We start from the raw sequence: 20,122 nt of genomic DNA on the forward strand, positions 1-20,122 counted from the left end.
GAAGCCTCAGATTCCGAAACTTCGCCTATATTCGGACAACCCCATCCGAATTATTGTACTTCATCTGAGGCACAGCGGGCAAAGGTCAATTCACGGACATAATTTCCGCCCCGCTGTACATCCTACTAATTATAACCAGCATCGGAAGAAGGAGGCTATCGCATGTTGCACCGCATTACGACGTTATTCGCCGAAGCTAAAGACTTGAACACGCACCGGATACATAATCGCGAGTTTACGCTCGAAGTGGCGTACATCGGTTCCCTCGTCGACGAGAGCAAAGTGAGCGACTACATCCTCGTTCCGTTCACGAAGGAAGAGCAGTCGTTCAAGACGATTCTAGAGACGAACCCTTCGTTCAAAAAAATCGAAGACCCCGCGCGCTGGGCAGGCAACTTGCTGAGAGGCTTCGTCCTAGTGAAGCTGGAGAACGCCATATACATGCTGGACGCAGCCCGTGTTATCCGCAACCAGAATCCGATTGCGGAAGTCGAAAGCTCCGTGCAAGGACCGCAGACAGCGCTCAGCGAAGACCTGATTGACTCGATGAACCTTATTCGCTCCCGCTATCCTTCCGCAGAGCTCAAGATCGAAGAAGGCACCGTCGGCACGCTGTCGATGACCCGTATGCTGCTGCTGTACGATCAGCGCCGCGTCGATCCAACTTTATTAGCGAATATACGTAACCGATTAAAGGAAGTCACGCACGAAATGATCGGCGCCGTCGGCGAGCTAGAGAAAGAACTGTCATCGCCGCGGCGCGCGTTGTTCCCGACGATGATCATTACCGAACGTCCTGACCGAGTGGCAAGAGCGCTCAGTCAAGGCAAATTAGTGCTTCTGCTGCACGGCAGCATGTTCGCGCTTATTCTGCCGGCCAACTTCTTCGACTTCATGCACGCGATGGAAGATAAATATGAATCGCTGTGGATGACCAATTTTCTAATCGCGCTTCGTTACTTGTCTATACTGCTCACGACGACGCTGCCGGCCCTATACATATCCGTCGTTTCGTACAACCCAGAACTGTTCCGCGTTCAGCTTGCATTCTCCATTGCAGGCAGCCGGTCTGCCGTCCCGTATCCTTCGTTCATCGAGGTGTTTCTGATGCTGTTTCTCATCGAAGCGCTGATCGAAGCAAGCGCGAGGCTGCCGAGGTACGTCGGCTCGACCGCGACGACAGTCGGAGGTCTCATTCTCGGTCAAGCCGCCCAGCAAGCAGGTCTCGTCAGCAGCATCATGATCATCGTAACGTCCGTCGTTGCGATATCGAACTTCGTCGTCCCTATCGCATCCATGTCGTATGCGATCCGTTTCTTGAAATACCCGCTCATCGTCCTATCGATCTTCTTCGGCATTATGGGCGTTGCTTTCGGGTTGTTCATTTACATCGTGTATTTGTGCCAACTGCGCAGCTTCGGTAAGCCTTACTTCCGGTTCCTCGGCAACATTACGAAGAAAGAAGGCGACATCGGCCAGGTGAACGCCCGATGAACCGTTACGTGATGTACAACTTCGTCATGGTGAGCCTGTTGAACCTGATGCTGTTCGTGCCGAATATCTTATTCCAATACCGGTACCATGGAGCGGTATCGTCTCTTATCGCTGCCGCGGTGATCGGTCCCTTATTTGGCATTGTATTTATTCGCACCATAACCAAATATCCCGGCAAGGGCGTACCGGAAATCTTGAACGAGAACTATCCGCGATGGGTAACGGTTCCGGCATTTCTGTTTTTCGCGCTGATGTGGTTCTCTGCTGCCAGCATTACGGTCGATGCGTACGCCGTCTTGATCAACCGGTTCTTCAATCCGGACGCGAACGTGCTTGTTATTCTAGGCGTCATGTGCGTCATCTGCCTGTATGCTGCAACCCGCTCGACGCTCAGCATGCTATTCATCATGGAAATTATGCTGCTGCTGAATGTGCCGCTTATTGTCATGCTGCTCGTGAAGGCAGGCGGCAGCGATCAGATGAATTGGGATGCTATTCGTACCGCCAGCAATTACGTGCAATCGATGCCGAAGCTCGCGCCGCTCGCTGCCGCGACATTTATTTTTACCGGCTATCTGAACCTGTCCATTTATAACCGCGTGCTGCCGCCTAACTACAAATTCAAGCGCGGATATCTGCTGCCCGTGTTCGGCATCGGCGTACTGGCGACCACATATTTCATTCCGATCGGCCTTCATGGGATAGACGGCGTATCCTCATACCTCTATGTATGGTCCGCCACGTCCGACTCGCTCGCAATGGAATACGGCTTTATTGAACGGGTCCTATTCGTCTTCCTGATTCTGTACTTGAATTTGACGCTTATCTATACCGCTTCGGGCTGGCATCAGGCGATGGAAATGATCAAGAGCTGCTTTCCGAAGTACAAGCCGTCGATCGATGAGCATCCGGTCCCGCGAAGCAATTACGTCATCGTATCCGTATTCGCGGTCATTACGGTCGCTGCGCTGTATTTGCTCAACGAGAAACATTTGACCGAATTTACGTCCTACTGGCTGATCATTCGGATGTTCTCGGAATACGGGCTTGTCATCTGGATCGTTGTGCATACACTCTTGAGGAGGGGAGCGGCTTGAGACGATTCTGCACCGCCTGCGTGGCCTTCATCATGCTGTCCTTGTTGATGCAGGGATGCGGGTTCAAGGATATCGACAAAAGATTTTTCGTCGTAGCAGCCGGCATCGATCGGACGAGCAATGCGGATAAACCGTACCGGATTACGCTGCGGCTCGCAATCCCTTCACCGAAAGCCGAACCCGGCGCGTCCAAATCGCAGCTCGAGTCCATCGATACGGCAACGATTGCCGAAGGCGTACGCCTGCTCAAAGGCCATGTAGATAAGGAGATCGACTTCGGCCATTGCAAAGTCATCGTACTTGGAGAGTCTCTAGTTCAGAGCGATTACGTTGAGGCGCTGACTTGGATGATTCGCAGACGCGACATTCAGAGCATCGCTACTGTTGCTGTCGGCAAGCCTTCTGCGGAAGATGTGATGAATGCGAACCCGCCGTCTGAACGGTATCCCGGCAACTCGCTCTTTCTGAGCTTTGGGACAGAAGGAACGGATTCACCTTTTACGCTTCAGATGTTTTTGTTCGACCTTGAGCGCCGGTACACGGAGAGGGGCTTGGATCCGTTTCTTCCCGTTATCAAGCGGGATCATATGACGTATATGATCAGCAAGGTCGCTTTTCTGGACAAACAGAAGGTGAAACTGACGCTAAGCAATGAAGAAACGCAAATGTATAACCAACTGAGCACTCAGTTTAAGAAGTCCTCGATTATGGCCACGTACAAAGGGAAACCGATCGTCGCTTTGCTGACCGGGATTCACCGGAGCTATCGGATTATTGAACAGAACGGGCAGGCGGTCATTCGAATGAAAGTCCGGCTCCGCTGCATTCTGGAGCAAGCGCCTAGAGGGCTGTATAACAGCGATTGGAGACAGATCGAGAAGGCATTCAGCGATCAGTATTCAACGAAGGCAGAAACGATGCTCGACAAAATAAGAAACACAGGCGTCGATCCGTTCGGATTCGGCCTGCGTTACCGGGCCATGCATAGGGGTTCCGATGCAACATGGAACCGGTGGGTGAAGCTGTATCCGAACGCGAAATTCGAAGTCCGCACGTCGGTCAAAATCGATGGAACGGGGCTTATCAAGTAAAAGCAACGACTTGAATGCCCTGTCTTTTGTGAAACCTCCATTACCGTTCCATATGGTCTTCCGGCTGGGCCGCCTTCACGCTCAAACCTCCATCGACCATAAGCAGATGACCGTTGATCTGCATCGCTTCTTCCGAAGCGAGGAAGACGACCGCATCGCCGATCTGGCGCGCGGTGCCTAGCCGTTTCATTGGATTCGCCTGCTCTTCCTTCTCCCGCATGCCGGGCGTTCCAAGGAAATCGTTACACATATCCGTGTCTACGGTGCTCGGTCCAACCGCATTGACGTTTACGTTATACCGGCCAAGCTCGATGGCCATTCCCTTGGTCAGCATATGGGCGCCGGCTTTCGACGCTTGATAATGCGGAATGACCGGGCTCGTCACGACAAGACTTGCCGTCGAGAGCACGTTGACGATTTTGCCCCGTCTGCGTTCGATCATCCCTCTTGCCGCCCGCTGCGAGCATAAGAAAATCGACTTTAAATTCGTATCGATCGTCCGGTCCCACGTCTCCTCGGTCGCGCTCATGAACGGCTCGAACGGCGCGATGCCGGCATTGTTAACCAGAATATCGACAGGTCCAAGCTCGCGCTCCACCTGTTCGAACATCGCTTCGACATCGTCCTTCTTACCAACGTCGCCACGAACGATAAGGGCTCGGCGTCCGAGCGCCTCCACCTTTGCTTTGACGGATTCCGCCAGCACGGCGGAACGTTCCGACGTATAGTTAATGGCGACGTCCGAGCCTTCCTCGGCCAGACGGATGACGATCGCCTCGCCAATTCCGCGGCTGCCGCCTGTTACAAGCGATATTTTATCCAATAAACGCTGCATCCTCTTATCTCCCTTCGATGATTACAAGCTTGGTCCGATCCGGTTAATGCTGAATTCCTGATGGCCAAGAATTTCGGCTTTCGTCAGCTTCCCTGCCGCCACTTCAAAAATTTCGTTGCCGATCAATGCACCCGCCTCGGCCAAATCAAGCTCACCTGTCAGCAAGCCGCTGACGTTGACATCCATATTGTCCGACATCCGGTCGTACATCCGCTGATTAGCCGTTATTTTAATGACCGGACTGACGGCTGCGCCCGTCGGCGTCCCGCGTCCAGTCGTAAAGCAGACGATATGCGCGCCACCCGCCGCCATACCGGAGACGCATTCGATATCGTTGCCCGGGGAGTCCATGAAATAAAGCCCGCCATTCGGAATCTGTTCGGCATATTCGATAACGGCGCGAATCGGCGCTGTACCGCACTTGCTGATGCAGCCGAGCGATTTCTCTTCAATCGTCGATAAGCCTCCCGCGATGTTGCCCGGGCTCGGATTGCCGCCCCGCATATCCGCTCCGACTTTCTCGACTTCCCGCTCGAACCGGTGGACGATTTCGTACAGCTTCGCCGATACGTTCTCGTCTTGGCACCGCTCGGCGAGAATATGCTCTGCGCCGATAATCTCCGTCGTCTCGCCGATGACGATGCTGCCGCCTTCGCCGATCACTGTATCCGCCGCAACGCCGAGCGCCGGGTTCGAAGCAAGTCCGCTCGTCGCATCCGAGCCGCCGCACTTCACGCCGACGCGCAGTGCGCTGTACGGCACGTCGACCATCTTTGTACGGTCGAGCTCCGCACGCAAGCGGCGGGCGATTTCGGCACCGTGCTGAATCGCTTTGACCGACCCGCCGACATTCTGGATATCAAAAAATTCGACCGGCTTGCCTGTCGCGCGAATCGTCTCCGCCAGTTGCTGCGGATCGACAACCTCGCACCCGAGACTGACGATAAGCACCGCTCCGACATTCGGATTCATGCCGGTTCCGGCAAGCACGTCGAACGTCCGGTCTTTATCGGCACCGATCTGGCTGCAGCCGTGCTGATGCGGAATCGCTACCGAGTCCGGTACGAGCTGCGCAATCCGGTTCACGACCTGATTCGAGCAGATAACGGTCGGAATAATGAGCAAATGATTGCGAATGCCGAAATCACCGTTCTCTCTCGCATAGCCTTTGAACGTTTTGACAGTCATTGTCCGTTACTCCCCTTTCGCCGCAGCTGGCGCTGCAGCTTGGTCGCCGCGCCCGCGTATGCCCTCTATATTGTGAACGTGCACATGGCAGCCTTTCGGAATGACAGCTGTTGCACGGCCGATTACCTCACCGTATTTCCGTACATGCACGCCTACTTCGATTGCGGCAACCGCAATTTTGTGTCCGAATGCAATCGCTTCCATGACTTCGAGTTGAACGGTTTCGCCCGCGTGCTTGAACGTAATCGTCAAGCCAGGCGACAATTCGCGCAGTGCGGTCGCAACGTGATCTCGGTCGTCCATGACGATAGCGTCTGCTCCGCTCTCCCATGCTTTGCCCATATGAACATCTCCTTACGACAATTAGTCGTATTTGAATAAATAATGGCGTCCTGCAACCAAACCAACTAAAAACTTAAAAGGCTAAAAGAGTAAAAAACTAGAAGAGTTTAATGGACTTGAAGATTCTGATGAACTTAATAAGAACAAAGTTAAAAGAGTTAAAGGAACTTAAAAGCTAAAAGTACTTAAAAACCAAAAGAGTCATAGAACTAAAGAACTAAAAATAAAGAAATATTTAGAACTAAAGATCTAATGGGTTACCGATAACCCTTCCGATAACATAAAAGTATCAAAGCGTCACGGTTGCTGTCAATGATGAAATTCGGTACGATTAATCTATTACTTACTTCGAACGGATATCAAGCGGAAGGTTGGTACGGGATGATTACGATATATGATATCGCGAAGCATGCGAATGTGTCGGCAATGACCGTTTCGCGTGTCATTAATAATACAGGACGGATTAGCGATAAAACGAGGATGAAAGTCCGGCAAGTCATGGCCGAACTGAATTATGTGCCCAATGCTATGGCGCGCGGACTCGTGCTTCAGAAAACGAATATCGTCTCGCTGCTCGTCACGGATATTACGAATCCGTTCTATACGACGGTGGCGCGCGGTGCAGAGGATGCCGCACGATCGCTCGGCTACAAGCTGCTGCTCGGCAACAGCGACGAGAATGCCGAGAAGGAGAAAGAATATATCGATACGATTCTATCGACGCGGGTAGACGGCGTACTGCTCACGCCAGCCGGAGATGATTCGAAAGGCCATCTGGAAGCGCTCACGCTGCACGGTACGCCATACGTTGCGCTCGACCGCGACGTGCCCGGCATCCTATGCGATTCAGTCGTCGGAGACAGCATTAGTGGAGTACGTAAGCTGATCGATTACTTGGTGTCGCTTGGCCATCAGCATGTCGCGCTCGTCGGCGGAACGTTCGACGTATCGACCGCGCGCCAGCGGCATCAAGGCTTCAAGGAAGCGATGGAAGCGAATAGACTTCCTTACAATGAAGAACTAGTGCTTCAGACTGGCTACCGGCTGCAGGATATGGAAGCAGCCGCCGAGCGGCTGCTTTCTCTGTCTCCGGTGCCGACTGCCGTGCTCGCAGGCAACAACGTAACGGCGCTAGGGCTGTTGCAATCGTTTCGCCGCCGATCGATCGATGTGCCAGGTCAAATCTCGATCGTGACTTTTGACGATCTCGGCTACCGGGATCTCATCGATCCGTTGTTCACATCAGCCGTACAGCCAGCTTACAAATTCGGAGAACTCGGAATTCAGATGCTGATCGACCGAATCGAAGGGCGTTCGAATGAGGCGCCGAGCCGGCTTGTGCTGCAGAATGAGCTTATGATCGGAAGCTCTACCGGCGCTCCGCCTCAGTAGCCCGTCTATACGGTCGGTTCGTCCTTCATCCAAGCCACCACTTCCGGTCTCGAAGGAATCGAAGACTGCGCGCCTGGTTTCATAACCGCTAATGCAGACGCCGCCGTCGCATAGCTGAGCGCTTCTTCCGGCGATTGCGAGGAGGAAGCGCCGCCGTACCGTACTGCTGCATAGGCACCGATGAACGTGTCGCCAGCCGCAGTCGTGTCCACCGGCGACACTTGCCGTGCCGGCATGCGTACGGTCGTTCCGCTCTGATCATGGTAATAGCTGCCTGCTGCTCCTAGTGTAATGAGAACAGCAGCGACACCCTTCGCAAGCAAATGTCCGGCTGCTTCCTTTAGCTTCGTCTCATCGGAAGGCGCGATGCCGGTTACGGTTTCTGTCTCCGTCTCATTCAGCACGATCGTATCGAGTAGAGGCAATACTTCGTCCGGTACCGGAGCCGCAGGCGCCGGATTGTACAGCACGGGAACGCCCGCTTGCGAAGCGAGCTTCATGAGCGCCGCATTAGCTTCCCACGGAATTTCATTCTGCAGCAGCACAGCAGCACCGCTGCTCATGAGCTGTTCGAACTGTCTCAGCTCCTCCTCTCCGACTTTCCCGTTCGCCCCTTCGCACAGTACGATTTGATTCTCGCCCGCTCCATCAACCGTAACTAGCGCGATGCCGGACGAGCCCTCTTTAACGCCAACACCTTCAACCGTTATCCCGTCTGAAGCGAGTGCTCCTAACAATTGTTGTCCGAAGCCGTCGGTGCCGACGGCTCCAACCATTACGGTTGCTGCGCCGGATCGGGCAGCCGCAACCGCTTGATTCGCTCCTTTGCCGCCCGGACTGTACAGAGCGTCGGTGCCGCGAATCGTCTCGCCGGGACGCGGGAACCGTTCTACCCGGCTGACGACATCCATGTTCAAGCTTCCCGCCACAACAATATGCCGACCGTTCATCGAGTTGCCCCGCTCTCGTCCCATAATCTATCTGTAGCCGCCAATTCAGCAATCGTAGCAGCCCCAATGCCGAACATCGCCGCGCGAAGCTCGAATTCGATCTGCTCGAATTGTGAGCTCAACGCTTCTTCACCGCCGGCAGGCGCAGCCTGTGACAACAGCGCACGGCCAAAGCCAACTGCATTCGCGCCAAGCGCAATCGCTTTCGCAGCTTCAACGCCGTTGCCGAGGCCGCCGCTAGCGATAACGACTGCTTCCGGCAGTCTTTGCCTGACGTCCCGAATACATTCCGCCGTCGGAATGCCCCAATCTGCAAACGCTTCCGCCGCAGCACGTCTCATTCGGTCGGACGAGCGGAATTTCTCAACCTGACTCCATGACGTTCCGCCTGCCCCCGCCACGTCGATAAAAGCAACTCCCGCATCATGCAGCCGTGCCGCCGTAGCCGCATCAATGCCCCAGCCGACTTCTTTCACGCCGACCGGCACGTCCAACTGCCGGCAAACCTCATTTATCCGATGCAACAATCCGCTGAAATCGGTATCGCCCTCCGGCTGGAACAGCTCCTGCATGCCGTTGAGATGAAGGACGAGCGCATCGGCCTCCGCAAGCTCAACCGCTCTTCTGCACTGCTCCGTGCCATACCCAAGGCCAAGTTGTACAGCGCCCAGATTGGCAATGACCGGGACCGTCGGCGCAACATGCCGTACTCGGAACGAATCCGCCAGCGCTTCGTTCTCGATTGCAGCCCTCATCGATCCGAGCCCGATGGCCCATCCTCTCGCTTCGGCTGTCTTCGCAAGCCTTACATTAATAGCGGATGCTTCATCCGTTCCTCCGGTCATCGAACTGACAAGAAGGGGCGCTTTTAATCTTTTGCCCAGAAAATCGGTCTCCAGCGATATCGAATCAAATCTCAGCTCCGGCAACGCATTATGCCGGAACCGGTAACGCTCAAAGCCCGGCGTAATGCCAACGCCAGCCACTTCTTCCTGCAAACAGATCCGGATATGTTCCCCTTTGCGTTTCGCGGTCTGCGCTGCCTCATCCGGCGCATTGCGCGATGAATAAGCCACGACAAATTCCTCCTGTTCCCTCGTTCAAACCTTATTCCCTAATCATAACGTAGCGATTATGGTTCGAGCAACTTTCCGGTTTGCTGCACAAGCCGGTCGGATAATGGAGGTTCAGCTTACGCAGGTTAATAAAACGAGGCATGTGCGAGCTTCCCTTCGATTCACCCATTCGTTTTGATTGAATAAATCATAATTATGGTTTTATCGATCATTTTATTGTAACAACCAGTCATTTGACGTACAATAGAAGTAACTTATTAATGGAGGTTGCGCGAAATGAATATTCAAATTTTCGACTCGCAGGAGCAGCTCGACGAAACAGCCGCCCAATACTTAATCGATACCGTTAAACATAATCCTGAAGCGGTGCTCGGCTTTGCAACAGGCTCGACCCCTATCGGCATTTATGACAAGCTGGTAGAGAAGCATCACCGCTTGGGCGTATCGTTCCGCCATATTACCTCCTTCAATCTCGACGAATATGTCGGGTTGACAGCCGATCACGAACAAAGCTACGCTTTCTATATGAACAAACATCTGTTCAGCCGCATCGATCTTCCTGCCGGACAGACTAATCTGCCGAACGGAATGGCGGATTCGCTGAACAGCGAGTGCAAACGATACGACCAATTGCTTGAGGAGCATCCGATCGATGTCCAACTGCTTGGTCTTGGCCATAACGGACATATCGGCTTTAATGAACCAGCGGAAGGCTTGATCGGCGGAACCCATATAGTTCAGCTTCAGGAGAAGACAAGAGATGCGAACGCCCGCTTCTTCGATTCTAAGGATGAAGTACCGACAGAAGCGGTTACGATGGGCGTTGGTTCGATCCTTAAAGCCAAAACGATCATACTAGCAGTTCGCGGCGCAGACAAGGCGGACATTGTACGCGAAGCGTTGTTTGGACCGATCACGACCGATTGTCCTGCTTCGCTGCTTCAGACGCACAGCGATGTCATTGTCCTGCTCGACCGCGAAGCGGGAAGGAAGTTGGATCTTTAATGACTAGCAGCCACAGAAATTGGATTATTCGCAATGTGAGAATCGTCAGCGGCGATCAAATCATCCAAGGCAGTGCCATAATCGATAACGGGCTTATAGCTGACGTTGTTTCGGATGAGGGTCCTAACTTGGAAAACCGCCAGCGGCTCGTCGAGAATGCGGTTGTTATCAACGGCGAAGGAGGCTGGCTGCTGCCTGGCTTCATCGACGTTCATGTTCACGGCGGCTTCGGCTCTGATTTCATGGATGCCAACCATGACGCTTACGACCGAATTACGAAATTCCATGCTTCTCACGGTACGACGGGTATGCTCGCCACGACCGTTACTGCTTCACATGAAGCAATCGAAGCCGTGTTGACTGCTGCCAGCGGATACCGCGGCGGAGATATGCAATATGCCGAACTGCTTGGCGTTCACCTCGAAGGCCCGTTTCTAAGCCGCGAATGGATTGGCGCGCAAAACCCGGCCTATCTGTCGCCTCCCCGCCCCGACTGGCTGGAGGACTGGTCGGAACGCTTTCCGGGTCTCATCCGCCAGATGACGCTGGCGCCGGAGAAAGAAGGTGCGCTTCCGCTTATCCGTTGGCTGCGCGACCATCACATTAACGCGGCTTGCGGCCATACAAACGCGACGTATGAACAGATCGTCGAAGCGGTACAATATGGCTTGAACCAAGGCGCGCATACGTTCAATGCCATGACCGGCCTTCATCACCGGAAGCCGGGTACGCTCGGAGCGGTTATGACCGAGGATACGATCTATGCCGAGCTCATCGCCGACGGCATCCACGTGCATCCGGCAGCGGTCCGGCTGCTTGCCGCAGCAAAACCAGCGGACAAACTCGTCCTTATTTCCGATGCCATATCGGCAGCAGGTCTCGATGACGGCAACTATGATCTCGGCGGCCTCGACGTCATCGTAACCGGCGGCATCGCCCGGCTAAAGGAAGGCGGCAATCTGGCCGGCAGTACATTGACTATGGATGCGGCGCTTCGCTACATGATCGAACAAGCCGGCGCAACGATCCAGCAAGCGAGCCGTCAAGCGAGCGGCAATCCCGCAGCGCTGCTCGGCATTGACGAGAAGACCGGCTCCATCACAACCGGCAAACGCGCCGATCTCGTCCTGCTCGACGACACTTTGAGCGTTCAGCGCACCTGGGTCGCCGGCCGTACCGTCTATCAGCGATAGGCACTTCTCAACTGACACAGGGATCCATACATTCAACATTAATGTTCGCCTTAAGAAGCATCTTACTCACGCTCGCTTCTATCGAGCCGTGTAAGATGCTTCTTTAGGTTCTTTGTTCTGGATTATATAGATAGGGCTGCCGGGCCAACTCGCTCAACACACGCCTAGCTGAGACTGATGCCCTTACCCGCTAACACTTCTCCTATAGGCATCAGTCTCAGCTTAGTTGCATTAGCGATTTAGACAGAGCGGTCCGACCAAATCGCTCAACACTCGCCTAGCTGAGACTGATGCCCATACCTGCTAACCCTTCTCCTATAGGCATCAGTCTCAGCTTAGATGCATTAGCGATATAGACAGGTACAGGGCAGTCCGACCAAGTAGTTAGCGGGAGCTGCCTTGCGAAATAAAACACTCGATTTGAGCCATTACAACACGAAATAACGTCTGTACGATTCGTTACACTTCTCAAGCGTCTGTTTTTCCGCTAATAAGCATTGTAGGATTCATTAGCGCCCCCAATCCCCCTCTCCTATGTCCCGCACCAGCTAGCAATAACAACACCACATTCATCTCCAAAATAAAAAAGCTGTCCCGCCTAACGGCAGGGACAGCCTTCCAACACTCTAGTTCAGTTCTCGCACAGCAGCACTTCTATGCCAATCTGCTTCGCAGCGTCGGCAACTTCAGGCTCCAGCGGCGCATCCGTAATGAACGTATGAATAATAGACAACGGCGCTATCGAGAACAGCGACGTCTTGCCGACCTTCGTATGATCGAAGACAGCTATCGTACGCTGAGAGCGCGAGAGCAGCGATTTGGCAATCTGCGCTTCCTGTTCGGAATACGTCGTAATGCCGCCCGAGACGCTGACACCGTCGACGCCGATGAACATTTTGCCGATATGGAGATGACTGACCATCGCCTCGCCGAGCGGACCGCACAGCTCGAAGCTGTTATGGCGCATAATGCCGCCCGTCACGACAACTTGTATCTCGCTTCCCGCGAGCTCCATTGCGATATTGACCGCATTCGTCACGACCGTAATGCCGCGGCGAGTCTTAATCGACCGGGCGATAAGAAAATTCGTCGTCCCGCCGGACAACCCGATGACGTCGCCTTCCTCGATAAGCGATACCGCCTTCGCGGCGATACGTTCCTTCTCGAGATAGGACAGACGCTCCTTCTCCGCAAAGCTGACATCTCTGACCGTGCTCATCCCGTCGTACATCGCTCCGCCAATCGTGCGAATGATCGGTTGCGACTTCTCCAGCAGCTCCAGATCGCGTCTGGCTGTCGCCTCCGAGCAGCCGAAACGGTCGACAATTTCTTGAACGGACAGCCTGCCTTGAAGCTTCAGCTCTTGCAAAATACCGTCGCGGCGTCGTTTGCCTTTCGATACTTGCAGTTCTGCCATCTTAGCGCTCCACCCACGCTTGTCCGCCCAAGCGTCCTGCAGCTACTTCCCAAGTCGGGAGCGCCTCCCAGTCGCCGCGCATCTGTACCGCAAGCGATCCAGTAACGCTCGCAAGGCGAACCGCTTCGATTGGCGTCATGCCTTTCACGATACCTGCGAGGAATCCGGCACAGAAGCCGTCGCCTGCACCGACCGTATCTACAACGTTGTCCGCTGGATAGAACGGAACTTCGTCCATACGCCCGTCTTGCAGAACGATTGTACGGTCCCCTTTGCTCTTCACGACCGAAATCGCCTTCAGCGCCGCGAGCCGCTCGGCAACGATCTCCCAATCCTGCGTCTCATAGAGCAATTGGAGCTCGTCCCAGCCCGGCATAAAATAATCCGCCATCTCCGCCATCGGAAGCAGCGTCTTGCGGGCTTCTTCGATCGACCACAGCTTAAGACGCAAATTCGGATCAAAGCTCACCGGCACGCCTGCATCGCGGGCGATCTCCATCGCACGGATGACGGTTTGTCTGCTGCTGTCGCTCAGCGCCGCCGTAATACCTGTCACATGCAACAGCTTGCTGCTGCGAATGTATTCCTCGTCCAGATCCTCCGGCGTCATACGGCTTGCAGCCGAATGCTTCCGGTAATAGTGGACGGCCAGCCTGCCGGCGACCGTCTCGCGGAACATCAGCCCCGTAGGCGCTTCGCTGCTCAGCTTCGCCCTTGATACGTCGACGCCTTCCCCACGCAGCGTCTTGACGATCATATGGCCGAACGGATCGTTGCCGAGCGTTCCGAACCACCCTACAGAAACGCCGAGCCGGGCTGCCCCGACTGCGACGTTGCTTTCCGCACCGCCAAAGCCTTGTTCAAGCACAGCCGCCCGCTCCAAAGCGCGGTGCTCAGCCGGCATAAACAACGCCATCGATTCTCCAAACGTAATCAAATCAGGTGATGCAGTATTCATGCTGATACTCCTCTCCCGTTGATCTTACGTCATCGGATTTTTCATCAAAATAATAACAACCACATACAGAAGCAGCACAACGATGCTAAGCACGCGTGCTTTGCCAATGTGAGCCGTTGCACTTTGACCTTCTTTAATCGATTGCCCGATGCGCTTCAGTGGCTTGCCCATAATGCCGGATACAGCGGCAATCGCCAGGAAGCCGACCGTTACGAGCGCCATCCACAGCGGCGTGTAGTCGTTTTGCGACATCATATAGCCGCCCGTCAACAGCTGCAGGACGAGGAAGTATTGCGCAATGCGGTTCGCCGTATACAGACCAGCGGAAAGCCCTTCTTGGCCCGCGCCCGTCAGTTTCGTCGATTGTCCGATCAGCACCGGCATCAGCAAATAAATGCCCATACCCGTCGCGCCGATTACGTGAAGCAAAGTCATAATGTTGTCCATAACCAATTCCTCCTTGAAAACGTTACCTTCTAATCTCTATCAGTATACTAAAATGCACTCCATTTCACAAAGCTGGACGACAAACTTCACCATATTGTCAGCTTTGCCGCCTTCAAGCCACTCTAACCTAAGCTTCGCTTTGCTAGGCATGCCTTGATCATGAAGTAGGTGATCTCATCGGGAAGCGCCTCTTTGATCGGTTTCAGCTTCTCGCCGCCCGTCTGCTCGATCGCCTCTACGATCCTACTCTCATATTGGCTAGGCAAAATCCGCTCCCAATCGACCGCATACCCTTCCAGTGCGCAGCGGATCAAATGTCCTTCAACCGTGACTTCGCTTAACCCCCGCGAAGCGGCGATTTCCTTCACGCTCATGCCCGTTTCGAATTGCTCCATCGACAGCGCGTGGCTGGTCCCTGCCGCATTGTCGGCTGCATCTGCGGCAGACACAGCTGTTGGTGCACCAGATGACGCTGCTGCTGTTGCGGAAGCTGTCCGCTTCACGCCGCTGTCATGCATACCGCCGTATGGTTCACCGCCTGACGTGTTGCCTGCCTCCAGTGATCCGGCATCAGCCAATTGTGCGATGCTTGAACCTGATGAGCTTGAGGATGAACGGATAATTTCGAGCACTTCGGCGCCGTATTTGTTCGCTTTGGCCGCGCCAATGCCTTTGACCGTCAGCAGTGCCTCGTGAGTGGTTGGAGCCGCGTCTGCCAGATCGCGTAAGGTCGCATCGAAAAACAGCATAAACGGCGGAACCTTCTCCCGTGCTGCAGCCATTCTCCGCCATTCTCGCAGCGCTTCGAACAACGGAGAGCTGACGGCAGCGGAAGCGGCTTTTCGTACAGATGTCCTTTTCCGCTGAAGCACCTGTTCCCGGCCTTCCAGCACCGGCAGCGAGCCGGATGCTAGCGACACGGTCGGATATTGCCCCTCGCTCATGGCTAGATATCCCTCGGCTACTAGCCAATAGAGCCAATCGGAAATCTCTTTCTCTGGCCAGCGGGAGAACAAACCATAGGTAGACAGCCTGTCCAGCCCCCACTCCAGCACTCGTTTGTCGCGCGAGCCCTTCAGCACCTTCGCCGCCGTCGTGACGCCGAACTTTCCTTTCAGCCTTGCGACGCAGGACAACGCCTTCAGCGCGTCGTCCGTCCGGTCGACCAGTTCGCTTTTGTCCAGACAGCTACTGCATTTCCCGCACGGCGGCACATCCGCTTCGCCGAAATATTCGACGATGAACTGCTGAAGACACCGCTGGGTCCGCGAGTAGTTCATCATCGTATGCAGCTTCGCCATCTGGATCGATTTCCGGTCGCCGTCGCCCATGCCCTGCTCGATCAGAAACCGCTGTACCTGCACGTCCGCCGGTTCGAACAGCAGAATGCATTCGCTCTCTTCTCCGTCTCGTCCTGCGCGGCCTGCTTCCTGATAGTACGACTCGACGTCGCCGGGCATTTGCCAATGAATCACGAACCGGACGTTCGGCTTATCGATGCCCATGCCGAATGCGTTCGTCGCTACCATGACGCGCAGTTCGTCGAACCGGAACTTCTCCTGCATCTCTGCGCGTTCCACATCGCCTAGACCGCCGTGGTACTTGCCGGCTGCGATGCCCATCTTCTCCAATTGAGCATGTACTTGCTCCGTCTCTTTGCGCGTCGCTGCGTATACGATGCCCGACTGGTCGGCGCGCTCCGCCATAAATTTGCGCAGAAAGGCAGGCTTGTCCGTCCCGCTCACTACGGACAGCGACAAGTTATCGCGCGCGAAGCCGCTGACGTGAACGCTCGGATCGCGAAGGCTTAGCATAGCCGCGATATCTCGGGCTACCTCCTCCGTCGCCGTCGCCGTGAAAGCGGCTACGAGCGGCCGGTTGTTCATCCGAGCGATCCATCCTGCTAGCTGCCGGTAGCTTGGACGAAAATCATGCCCCCACTGCGACACGCAGTGCGCTTCGTCGATTGCGATCAGCGGTATAACCATTTGCTCCGACAACGACGCGAACATCGGAGCATCCAATCTCTCTGGTGCGACGTAGAGCAGCTTGAACTCGCCCATGAACGCTTGCCGCATCACTTCCCGGTACTCGGCCGCCCCCATGGAACTATTCAAATAAGCCGCTTTCACGCCGAGACGGTTGAGCGCATCCACCTGATCCTTCATCAGGGATATTAGAGGAGATACGACCAGCGTCGTACCTTCCATGAGCAGTGCCGGAATTTGATAACAAACCGATTTGCCCCCGCCGGTCGGCAGTATGGCTAGCGTATCCCTTCCTTCCATAATGCCCCCTATGATCGCTTCCTGCCCTTTGCGGAACGTATCATAGCCGTAAACCTGCTTCAGCAGCTTCCTCGCTTCTGCCAGCACGTCGTTTCACCCCTCTCTTCTTAAACAAAAGAAGACCCTGGCAGTCATTCAGCCTGTCAGGGTCTTCCTGATGCTATTGTGCAAATCTATTATGAATGATGCGGTTTATCCTTGAACGATTCGGATCACGCTGCGTACCGAGTCGGCAGACTTATCGAGCGCCGCTTTCTCCTCCGCCGTCAGATCGAGTTCGAACACCCTCTCGATGCCGTCTCCGCCAATAATGGCCGGTACTCCCATGAACAGATCGTTATAGCCGTACTCGCCTTGGAGCAGCGCGATTACGGGGAGTATTCTTTTCTTATCTTTCAAAATCGCTTCCGTCATTTGGACCAGCGATGCCGCAGGCGCATAATAGGCGCTGCCGTTGCCGAGCAGATTCACAATCTCCCCGCCTCCAACGCGCGTACGCTGCACAATAGCATCGATCCGCTCAGCCGGAATCAGCTTCTCGATCGGAATACCGCCGGCGTTCGAGTACCGAACGAGCGGAACCATATCATCGCCGTGTCCGCCGAGCACGAAGCCCCGTACATCCTCTACCGACACATTCAGCTCTTGCGCGATGAACGTGCAATAGCGTGCGGTATCCAGTACGCCGGATTGGCCGATGACGCGATTTTTCGGAAAACCGAGCTGTTGATAAGCGACATACGTCATTGCATCGACCGGGTTGGACAAGAGAATCACATAGGCGTTAGGACTTGTTGCTTTCACATTATCGCACACCGACCGCACGATGCCAGCGTTCGTATTGACAAGATCATCGCGGCTCATGCCTGGCTTACGGGCGATTCCCGCCGTAATGATCACGACGTCGGAATCTTTCGTATCCTCATAGCTCGACGTCCCTGTAATACGCGAGTCTATCCCTTGAACCGGCGTAGACTCCAGCATATCGAGTGCTTTGCCCTTCGTAGGGTTCTCGAGCTGCGGAATATCGACCAGCACAACGTCCCCAAGCTCTTTCTGCGCAATCATTAGCGCCGTCGTCGCTCCGGTGAAGCCGGCTCCGACCACTGTAATTTTGTTCCGTTTGATCGCCATTGCAGCTACCTCCATTTCTTCAGCCTCTAATAGGCTTATCGGTTCTTCCGCTTTTTATCAAAGAAATATGGCATGAAGCAATGATGCAGCATCAAATCTAAACTTATCACATCAACGCTAATCGCTCAAGCTTTGCCCTGTTGCTTATATCTTGTCGCTCTTATCTTGTCGCTTTTATGTTCTTGCTTTTATGTTTTTCGGACTACATGGTAGTCCACCGCTTTCGGATCGGGCGTTCCCGCAGGGAACCGATCCTACGAAGGCGGTCATGTCCCTCGTGCGCGAAGCTCTTGAGCGCACGGCACTAATCTTGTTCCATCGCATCAGCACCCACAGCCCGCTCAAACGCTCGAACCGCCGACCTCGCAAGGAAGTTGCATGCACGCCGTAGAGCGTGTACGATCGGATGTTCCCGACAGGGAACATCCGATCGTACGAAAGCGGCTCAACAGCACAGTCCCACACGAGTGCGCACCATTTCGAGGCCTCCGGGTGTCCAGAGGGCGGAGCCCTTTGGGGTCCTCCTTCCTGGGGGAAGGGGGATTTAGGGGGATGGGCGAAAAAAGCTGCCCCGCAGGGGAAAAGGTGTCCCGCCCGCTAGGGCGAACAGGCCCCACGCAGTGGATCATGCTGCCACGCCCGGCCAGGGCGCAAAGAGGCCCCACGCAGAGGACAAAAAGAGCCCCCTGCTAAGGGAAGCTTGTCCCGCCCGACTAGGGCGATTCAGCCTCCCCGCAGGGGACCCGGGGGTTCGTAAGGGGGCTGCCCCCTTACAAACAAACATTCCTACATGTTCGCGATGATTTCGTTAGCGAACTCGGAGCATTTAACTTCTTTAGCGCCTTCCATCAGACGTGCGAAGTCGTATGTTACCGTTTTGTTGTTGATCGACGTTTCCATACCTTTGTAGATAAGGTCAGCCGCTTCTTGCCAGCCAAGGTGCTCAAGGAGCATTACGCCGGACAGGATAACCGAACCTGGGTTAACAACGTCTTTGTCTGCATACTTAGGAGCCGTACCGTGCGTTGCTTCGAAGATCGCATGGCCCGTCAGGTAGTTGATGTTAGCGCCTGGAGCGATGCCGATGCCGCCGACTTGTGCAGCCAGTGCGTCGGACAGGTAGTCACCGTTCAGGTTGAGCGTTGCGATAACGTCGAAGTCCGTTGGACGCGTCAGAACTTGTTGCAGTGCGATGTCTGCGATTGCGTCCTTCACGAGAATTTTACCGGAATCCAGAGCAGCTTTTTGTGCAGCGTTAGCCGCTTCTTCGCCTTGCTCTGCTTTGATTACATCGTATTGGCCCCACGTGAATGTTTGTTCAGCGAACTCTTGCTCAGCTACTTCGTAGCCCCAGTTCTTGAACGCGCCTTCCGTGTATTTCATGATGTTGCCTTTGTGTACGAGCGTAACCGATTTGCGGCCGTGTTTGATTGCATACTCGATCGCCGAACGAACGAGACGTTTCGAACCCTCTGCCGAAACTGGCTTGATACCGATACCGGAAGTTTCTGGGAAGCGGATTTTGTTAACGCCCATTTCTTGCTGCAGGAATGCGAGCACTTTCTTAACTGCGTCCGAACCGGCTTGGTACTCGATGCCTGCATAGATGTCTTCCGTGTTCTCGCGGAAGATAACCATGTCAACGAGCTCAGGACGTTTAACTGGCGATGGAACGCCGTTGAAGTAACGAACTGGACGAAGGCAAGTGTACAGGTCAAGCTCTTGGCGAAGCGCAACGTTCAGGGAACGGATGCCGCCGCCGATTGGCGTCGTCAGTGGACCTTTGATTGCAACGATATATTCACGGATTGCCGTCAGCGTGTCAGCCGGCAGCCATTCGCCGTATTGGTTGAATGCTTTCTCGCCAGCGAATACTTCGTACCAAGCGAGTTTCTTTTCGCCTTTGTATGCTTTCTCTACAGCAGCGTCGAGAACGCGAACCGATGCGCGCCAGATATCGCGGCCAGTGCCGTCGCCTTCGATGAAAGGAATGATCGGATTGTTCGGTACTTGCAGAACGCCGTTTTGAATCGTGATTTGCTCGCCTTCAGTCGGCAGCGCGAATTTTTCGAGTTGTGGCATGAATGGTTCCTCCTAGAAAATTGAATTAGTAGTCATAACAAAGCCCGGCGGATGCAAGCGCCTCGCAAGCCAAAGGCCCGCGGGCGGCTCCCGCCCGGCATGTACGTAAATGTTGTTGCGGCGAGACTGAACT

The 20,122-nt window shown here is 54.6% G+C and carries 17 protein-coding genes; 6 read left to right on the plus strand and 11 right to left on the minus strand.

Annotated features, from left to right (window positions below):
* The first annotated feature begins 162 nt into the window (after positions 1-162).
* The 3 genes from PKO01S_RS02950 to PKO01S_RS02960 are packed head-to-tail and all read left to right on the plus strand — an operon-like array spanning position 163 to position 3,682.
* Entirely contained in the window at positions 163-1,494 is a 1,332-nt protein-coding gene (locus PKO01S_RS02950; protein ID WP_127529798.1) for a spore germination protein, read from the plus strand.
* A complete protein-coding gene (locus tag PKO01S_RS02955; RefSeq protein ID WP_127529799.1) occupies positions 1,491-2,591 on the plus strand; it encodes a GerAB/ArcD/ProY family transporter in 1,101 nt (366 codons plus the stop codon). Before PKO01S_RS02950 ends, PKO01S_RS02955 begins: the two co-directional genes overlap by 4 nt.
* Entirely contained in the window at positions 2,588-3,682 is a 1,095-nt protein-coding gene (locus PKO01S_RS02960) for a Ger(x)C family spore germination protein (RefSeq protein WP_127529800.1), read from the plus strand. The genes PKO01S_RS02955 and PKO01S_RS02960 overlap by 4 nt, the downstream gene beginning before the upstream one ends.
* A gap of 40 nt (positions 3,683-3,722) precedes the next feature.
* On the opposite strand, the gene PKO01S_RS02965 is transcribed toward PKO01S_RS02960, so the two are convergent.
* The 3 genes from PKO01S_RS02965 to PKO01S_RS02975 are packed head-to-tail and all read right to left on the minus strand — an operon-like array spanning position 3,723 to position 6,047.
* Positions 3,723-4,517 carry an SDR family NAD(P)-dependent oxidoreductase gene (locus tag PKO01S_RS02965; protein ID WP_127529801.1) on the minus strand — a complete coding sequence of 265 codons (795 nt, stop codon included), beginning with the start codon at positions 4,515-4,517 and terminating at the stop codon, positions 3,723-3,725.
* Between the two features lie 21 nt (positions 4,518-4,538).
* Complete coding sequence (locus PKO01S_RS02970; RefSeq protein ID WP_127529802.1) at positions 4,539-5,705, minus strand: UxaA family hydrolase; 1,167 nt, start codon at positions 5,703-5,705, stop codon at positions 4,539-4,541.
* Positions 5,706-5,711: 6 nt separating this feature from the next.
* Positions 5,712-6,047 (minus strand): UxaA family hydrolase, encoded by a 336-nt coding sequence (locus tag PKO01S_RS02975; RefSeq protein WP_127529803.1) that lies wholly within the window; start codon positions 6,045-6,047, stop codon positions 5,712-5,714.
* A gap of 312 nt (positions 6,048-6,359) precedes the next feature.
* Between PKO01S_RS02975 and PKO01S_RS02980 the strand changes: the two genes are divergently transcribed.
* A complete protein-coding gene (locus PKO01S_RS02980) occupies positions 6,360-7,439 on the plus strand; it encodes a LacI family DNA-binding transcriptional regulator (protein WP_307719803.1) in 1,080 nt (359 codons plus the stop codon).
* A 5-nt stretch (positions 7,440-7,444) separates the two neighbouring features.
* On the opposite strand, the gene rbsK is transcribed toward PKO01S_RS02980, so the two are convergent.
* Together rbsK and fni are read right to left on the minus strand one after the other, a co-directional pair.
* A complete protein-coding gene (gene rbsK / locus PKO01S_RS02985) occupies positions 7,445-8,389 on the minus strand; it encodes a ribokinase (protein ID WP_127529804.1) in 945 nt (314 codons plus the stop codon).
* Positions 8,386-9,465: a type 2 isopentenyl-diphosphate Delta-isomerase gene (gene fni, locus PKO01S_RS02990; RefSeq protein ID WP_127529805.1), complete on the minus strand. Its 1,080-nt coding sequence runs from the start codon at positions 9,463-9,465 to the stop codon at positions 8,386-8,388. Before fni ends, rbsK begins: the two co-directional genes overlap by 4 nt.
* Before the next feature lie 276 nt (positions 9,466-9,741).
* On the opposite strand from fni, the gene nagB reads away from it, so the two are divergent.
* Together nagB and nagA are read left to right on the plus strand one after the other, a co-directional pair.
* Complete coding sequence (nagB, locus tag PKO01S_RS02995; RefSeq protein WP_127529806.1) at positions 9,742-10,470, plus strand: glucosamine-6-phosphate deaminase; 729 nt, start codon at positions 9,742-9,744, stop codon at positions 10,468-10,470.
* Positions 10,470-11,663 (plus strand): N-acetylglucosamine-6-phosphate deacetylase, encoded by a 1,194-nt coding sequence (gene nagA / locus PKO01S_RS03000; protein WP_127529807.1) that lies wholly within the window; start codon positions 10,470-10,472, stop codon positions 11,661-11,663. Before nagB ends, nagA begins: the two co-directional genes overlap by 1 nt.
* Positions 11,664-12,294: 631 nt before the next feature.
* Here the strand turns inward: nagA and PKO01S_RS03005 are convergent.
* The 6 genes from PKO01S_RS03005 to icd form a co-directional block, all read right to left on the minus strand.
* A complete protein-coding gene (locus PKO01S_RS03005; RefSeq protein ID WP_127529808.1) occupies positions 12,295-13,080 on the minus strand; it encodes a DeoR/GlpR family DNA-binding transcription regulator in 786 nt (261 codons plus the stop codon).
* 1 nt (position 13,081) lies between these two features.
* Positions 13,082-14,038 (minus strand): sugar kinase, encoded by a 957-nt coding sequence (locus tag PKO01S_RS03010; protein ID WP_127529809.1) that lies wholly within the window; start codon positions 14,036-14,038, stop codon positions 13,082-13,084.
* A 24-nt stretch (positions 14,039-14,062) separates the two neighbouring features.
* Positions 14,063-14,485 (minus strand): hypothetical protein, encoded by a 423-nt coding sequence (locus PKO01S_RS03015; RefSeq protein WP_127529810.1) that lies wholly within the window; start codon positions 14,483-14,485, stop codon positions 14,063-14,065.
* Positions 14,486-14,607: 122 nt separating this feature from the next.
* Entirely contained in the window at positions 14,608-16,860 is a 2,253-nt protein-coding gene (gene recQ, locus PKO01S_RS03020) for a DNA helicase RecQ (protein ID WP_127529811.1), read from the minus strand.
* 105 nt (positions 16,861-16,965) lie between these two features.
* Positions 16,966-17,907, minus strand: coding sequence for a malate dehydrogenase (gene mdh / locus PKO01S_RS03025; RefSeq protein WP_127529812.1), 942 nt, complete (start codon positions 17,905-17,907; stop codon positions 16,966-16,968).
* A gap of 786 nt (positions 17,908-18,693) precedes the next feature.
* Positions 18,694-19,989, minus strand: coding sequence for an NADP-dependent isocitrate dehydrogenase (gene icd, locus PKO01S_RS03030; RefSeq protein ID WP_127529813.1), 1,296 nt, complete (start codon positions 19,987-19,989; stop codon positions 18,694-18,696).
* Positions 19,990-20,122 lie beyond the last annotated feature (133 nt).

Origin of the sequence: Paenibacillus kobensis NBRC 15729, assembly GCF_004000825.1 — a bacterium.
Classification (GTDB): domain Bacteria; phylum Bacillota; class Bacilli; order Paenibacillales; family Paenibacillaceae; genus Paenibacillus_T; species Paenibacillus_T kobensis.

Excerpts from the sequence above, each read along its gene's own strand:
- PKO01S_RS03015 (WP_127529810.1), bottom strand. The coding sequence starts at position 14,485 with ATGGACAACATTATGACTTTGCTTCACGTAATCGGCGCGACGGGTATG.
- icd (WP_127529813.1), bottom strand. The coding sequence starts at position 19,989 with ATGCCACAACTCGAAAAATTCGCGCTGCCGACTGAAGGCGAGCAAATC.
- PKO01S_RS02955 (WP_127529799.1), top strand. The coding sequence starts at position 1,491 with ATGAACCGTTACGTGATGTACAACTTCGTCATGGTGAGCCTGTTGAAC.
- PKO01S_RS02975 (WP_127529803.1), bottom strand. The coding sequence starts at position 6,047 with ATGGGCAAAGCATGGGAGAGCGGAGCAGACGCTATCGTCATGGACGAC.
- PKO01S_RS02950 (WP_127529798.1), top strand. The coding sequence starts at position 163 with ATGTTGCACCGCATTACGACGTTATTCGCCGAAGCTAAAGACTTGAAC.
- PKO01S_RS03010 (WP_127529809.1), bottom strand. The coding sequence starts at position 14,038 with ATGAATACTGCATCACCTGATTTGATTACGTTTGGAGAATCGATGGCG.
- PKO01S_RS02970 (WP_127529802.1), bottom strand. The coding sequence starts at position 5,705 with ATGACTGTCAAAACGTTCAAAGGCTATGCGAGAGAGAACGGTGATTTC.
- PKO01S_RS02980 (WP_307719803.1), top strand. The coding sequence starts at position 6,360 with ATGATGAAATTCGGTACGATTAATCTATTACTTACTTCGAACGGATAT.
- nagB (WP_127529806.1), top strand. The coding sequence starts at position 9,742 with ATGAATATTCAAATTTTCGACTCGCAGGAGCAGCTCGACGAAACAGCC.
- nagA (WP_127529807.1), top strand. The coding sequence starts at position 10,470 with ATGACTAGCAGCCACAGAAATTGGATTATTCGCAATGTGAGAATCGTC.
- mdh (WP_127529812.1), bottom strand. The coding sequence starts at position 17,907 with ATGGCGATCAAACGGAACAAAATTACAGTGGTCGGAGCCGGCTTCACC.
- PKO01S_RS03005 (WP_127529808.1), bottom strand. The coding sequence starts at position 13,080 with ATGGCAGAACTGCAAGTATCGAAAGGCAAACGACGCCGCGACGGTATT.
- PKO01S_RS02965 (WP_127529801.1), bottom strand. The coding sequence starts at position 4,517 with ATGCAGCGTTTATTGGATAAAATATCGCTTGTAACAGGCGGCAGCCGC.
- rbsK (WP_127529804.1), bottom strand. The coding sequence starts at position 8,389 with ATGAACGGTCGGCATATTGTTGTGGCGGGAAGCTTGAACATGGATGTC.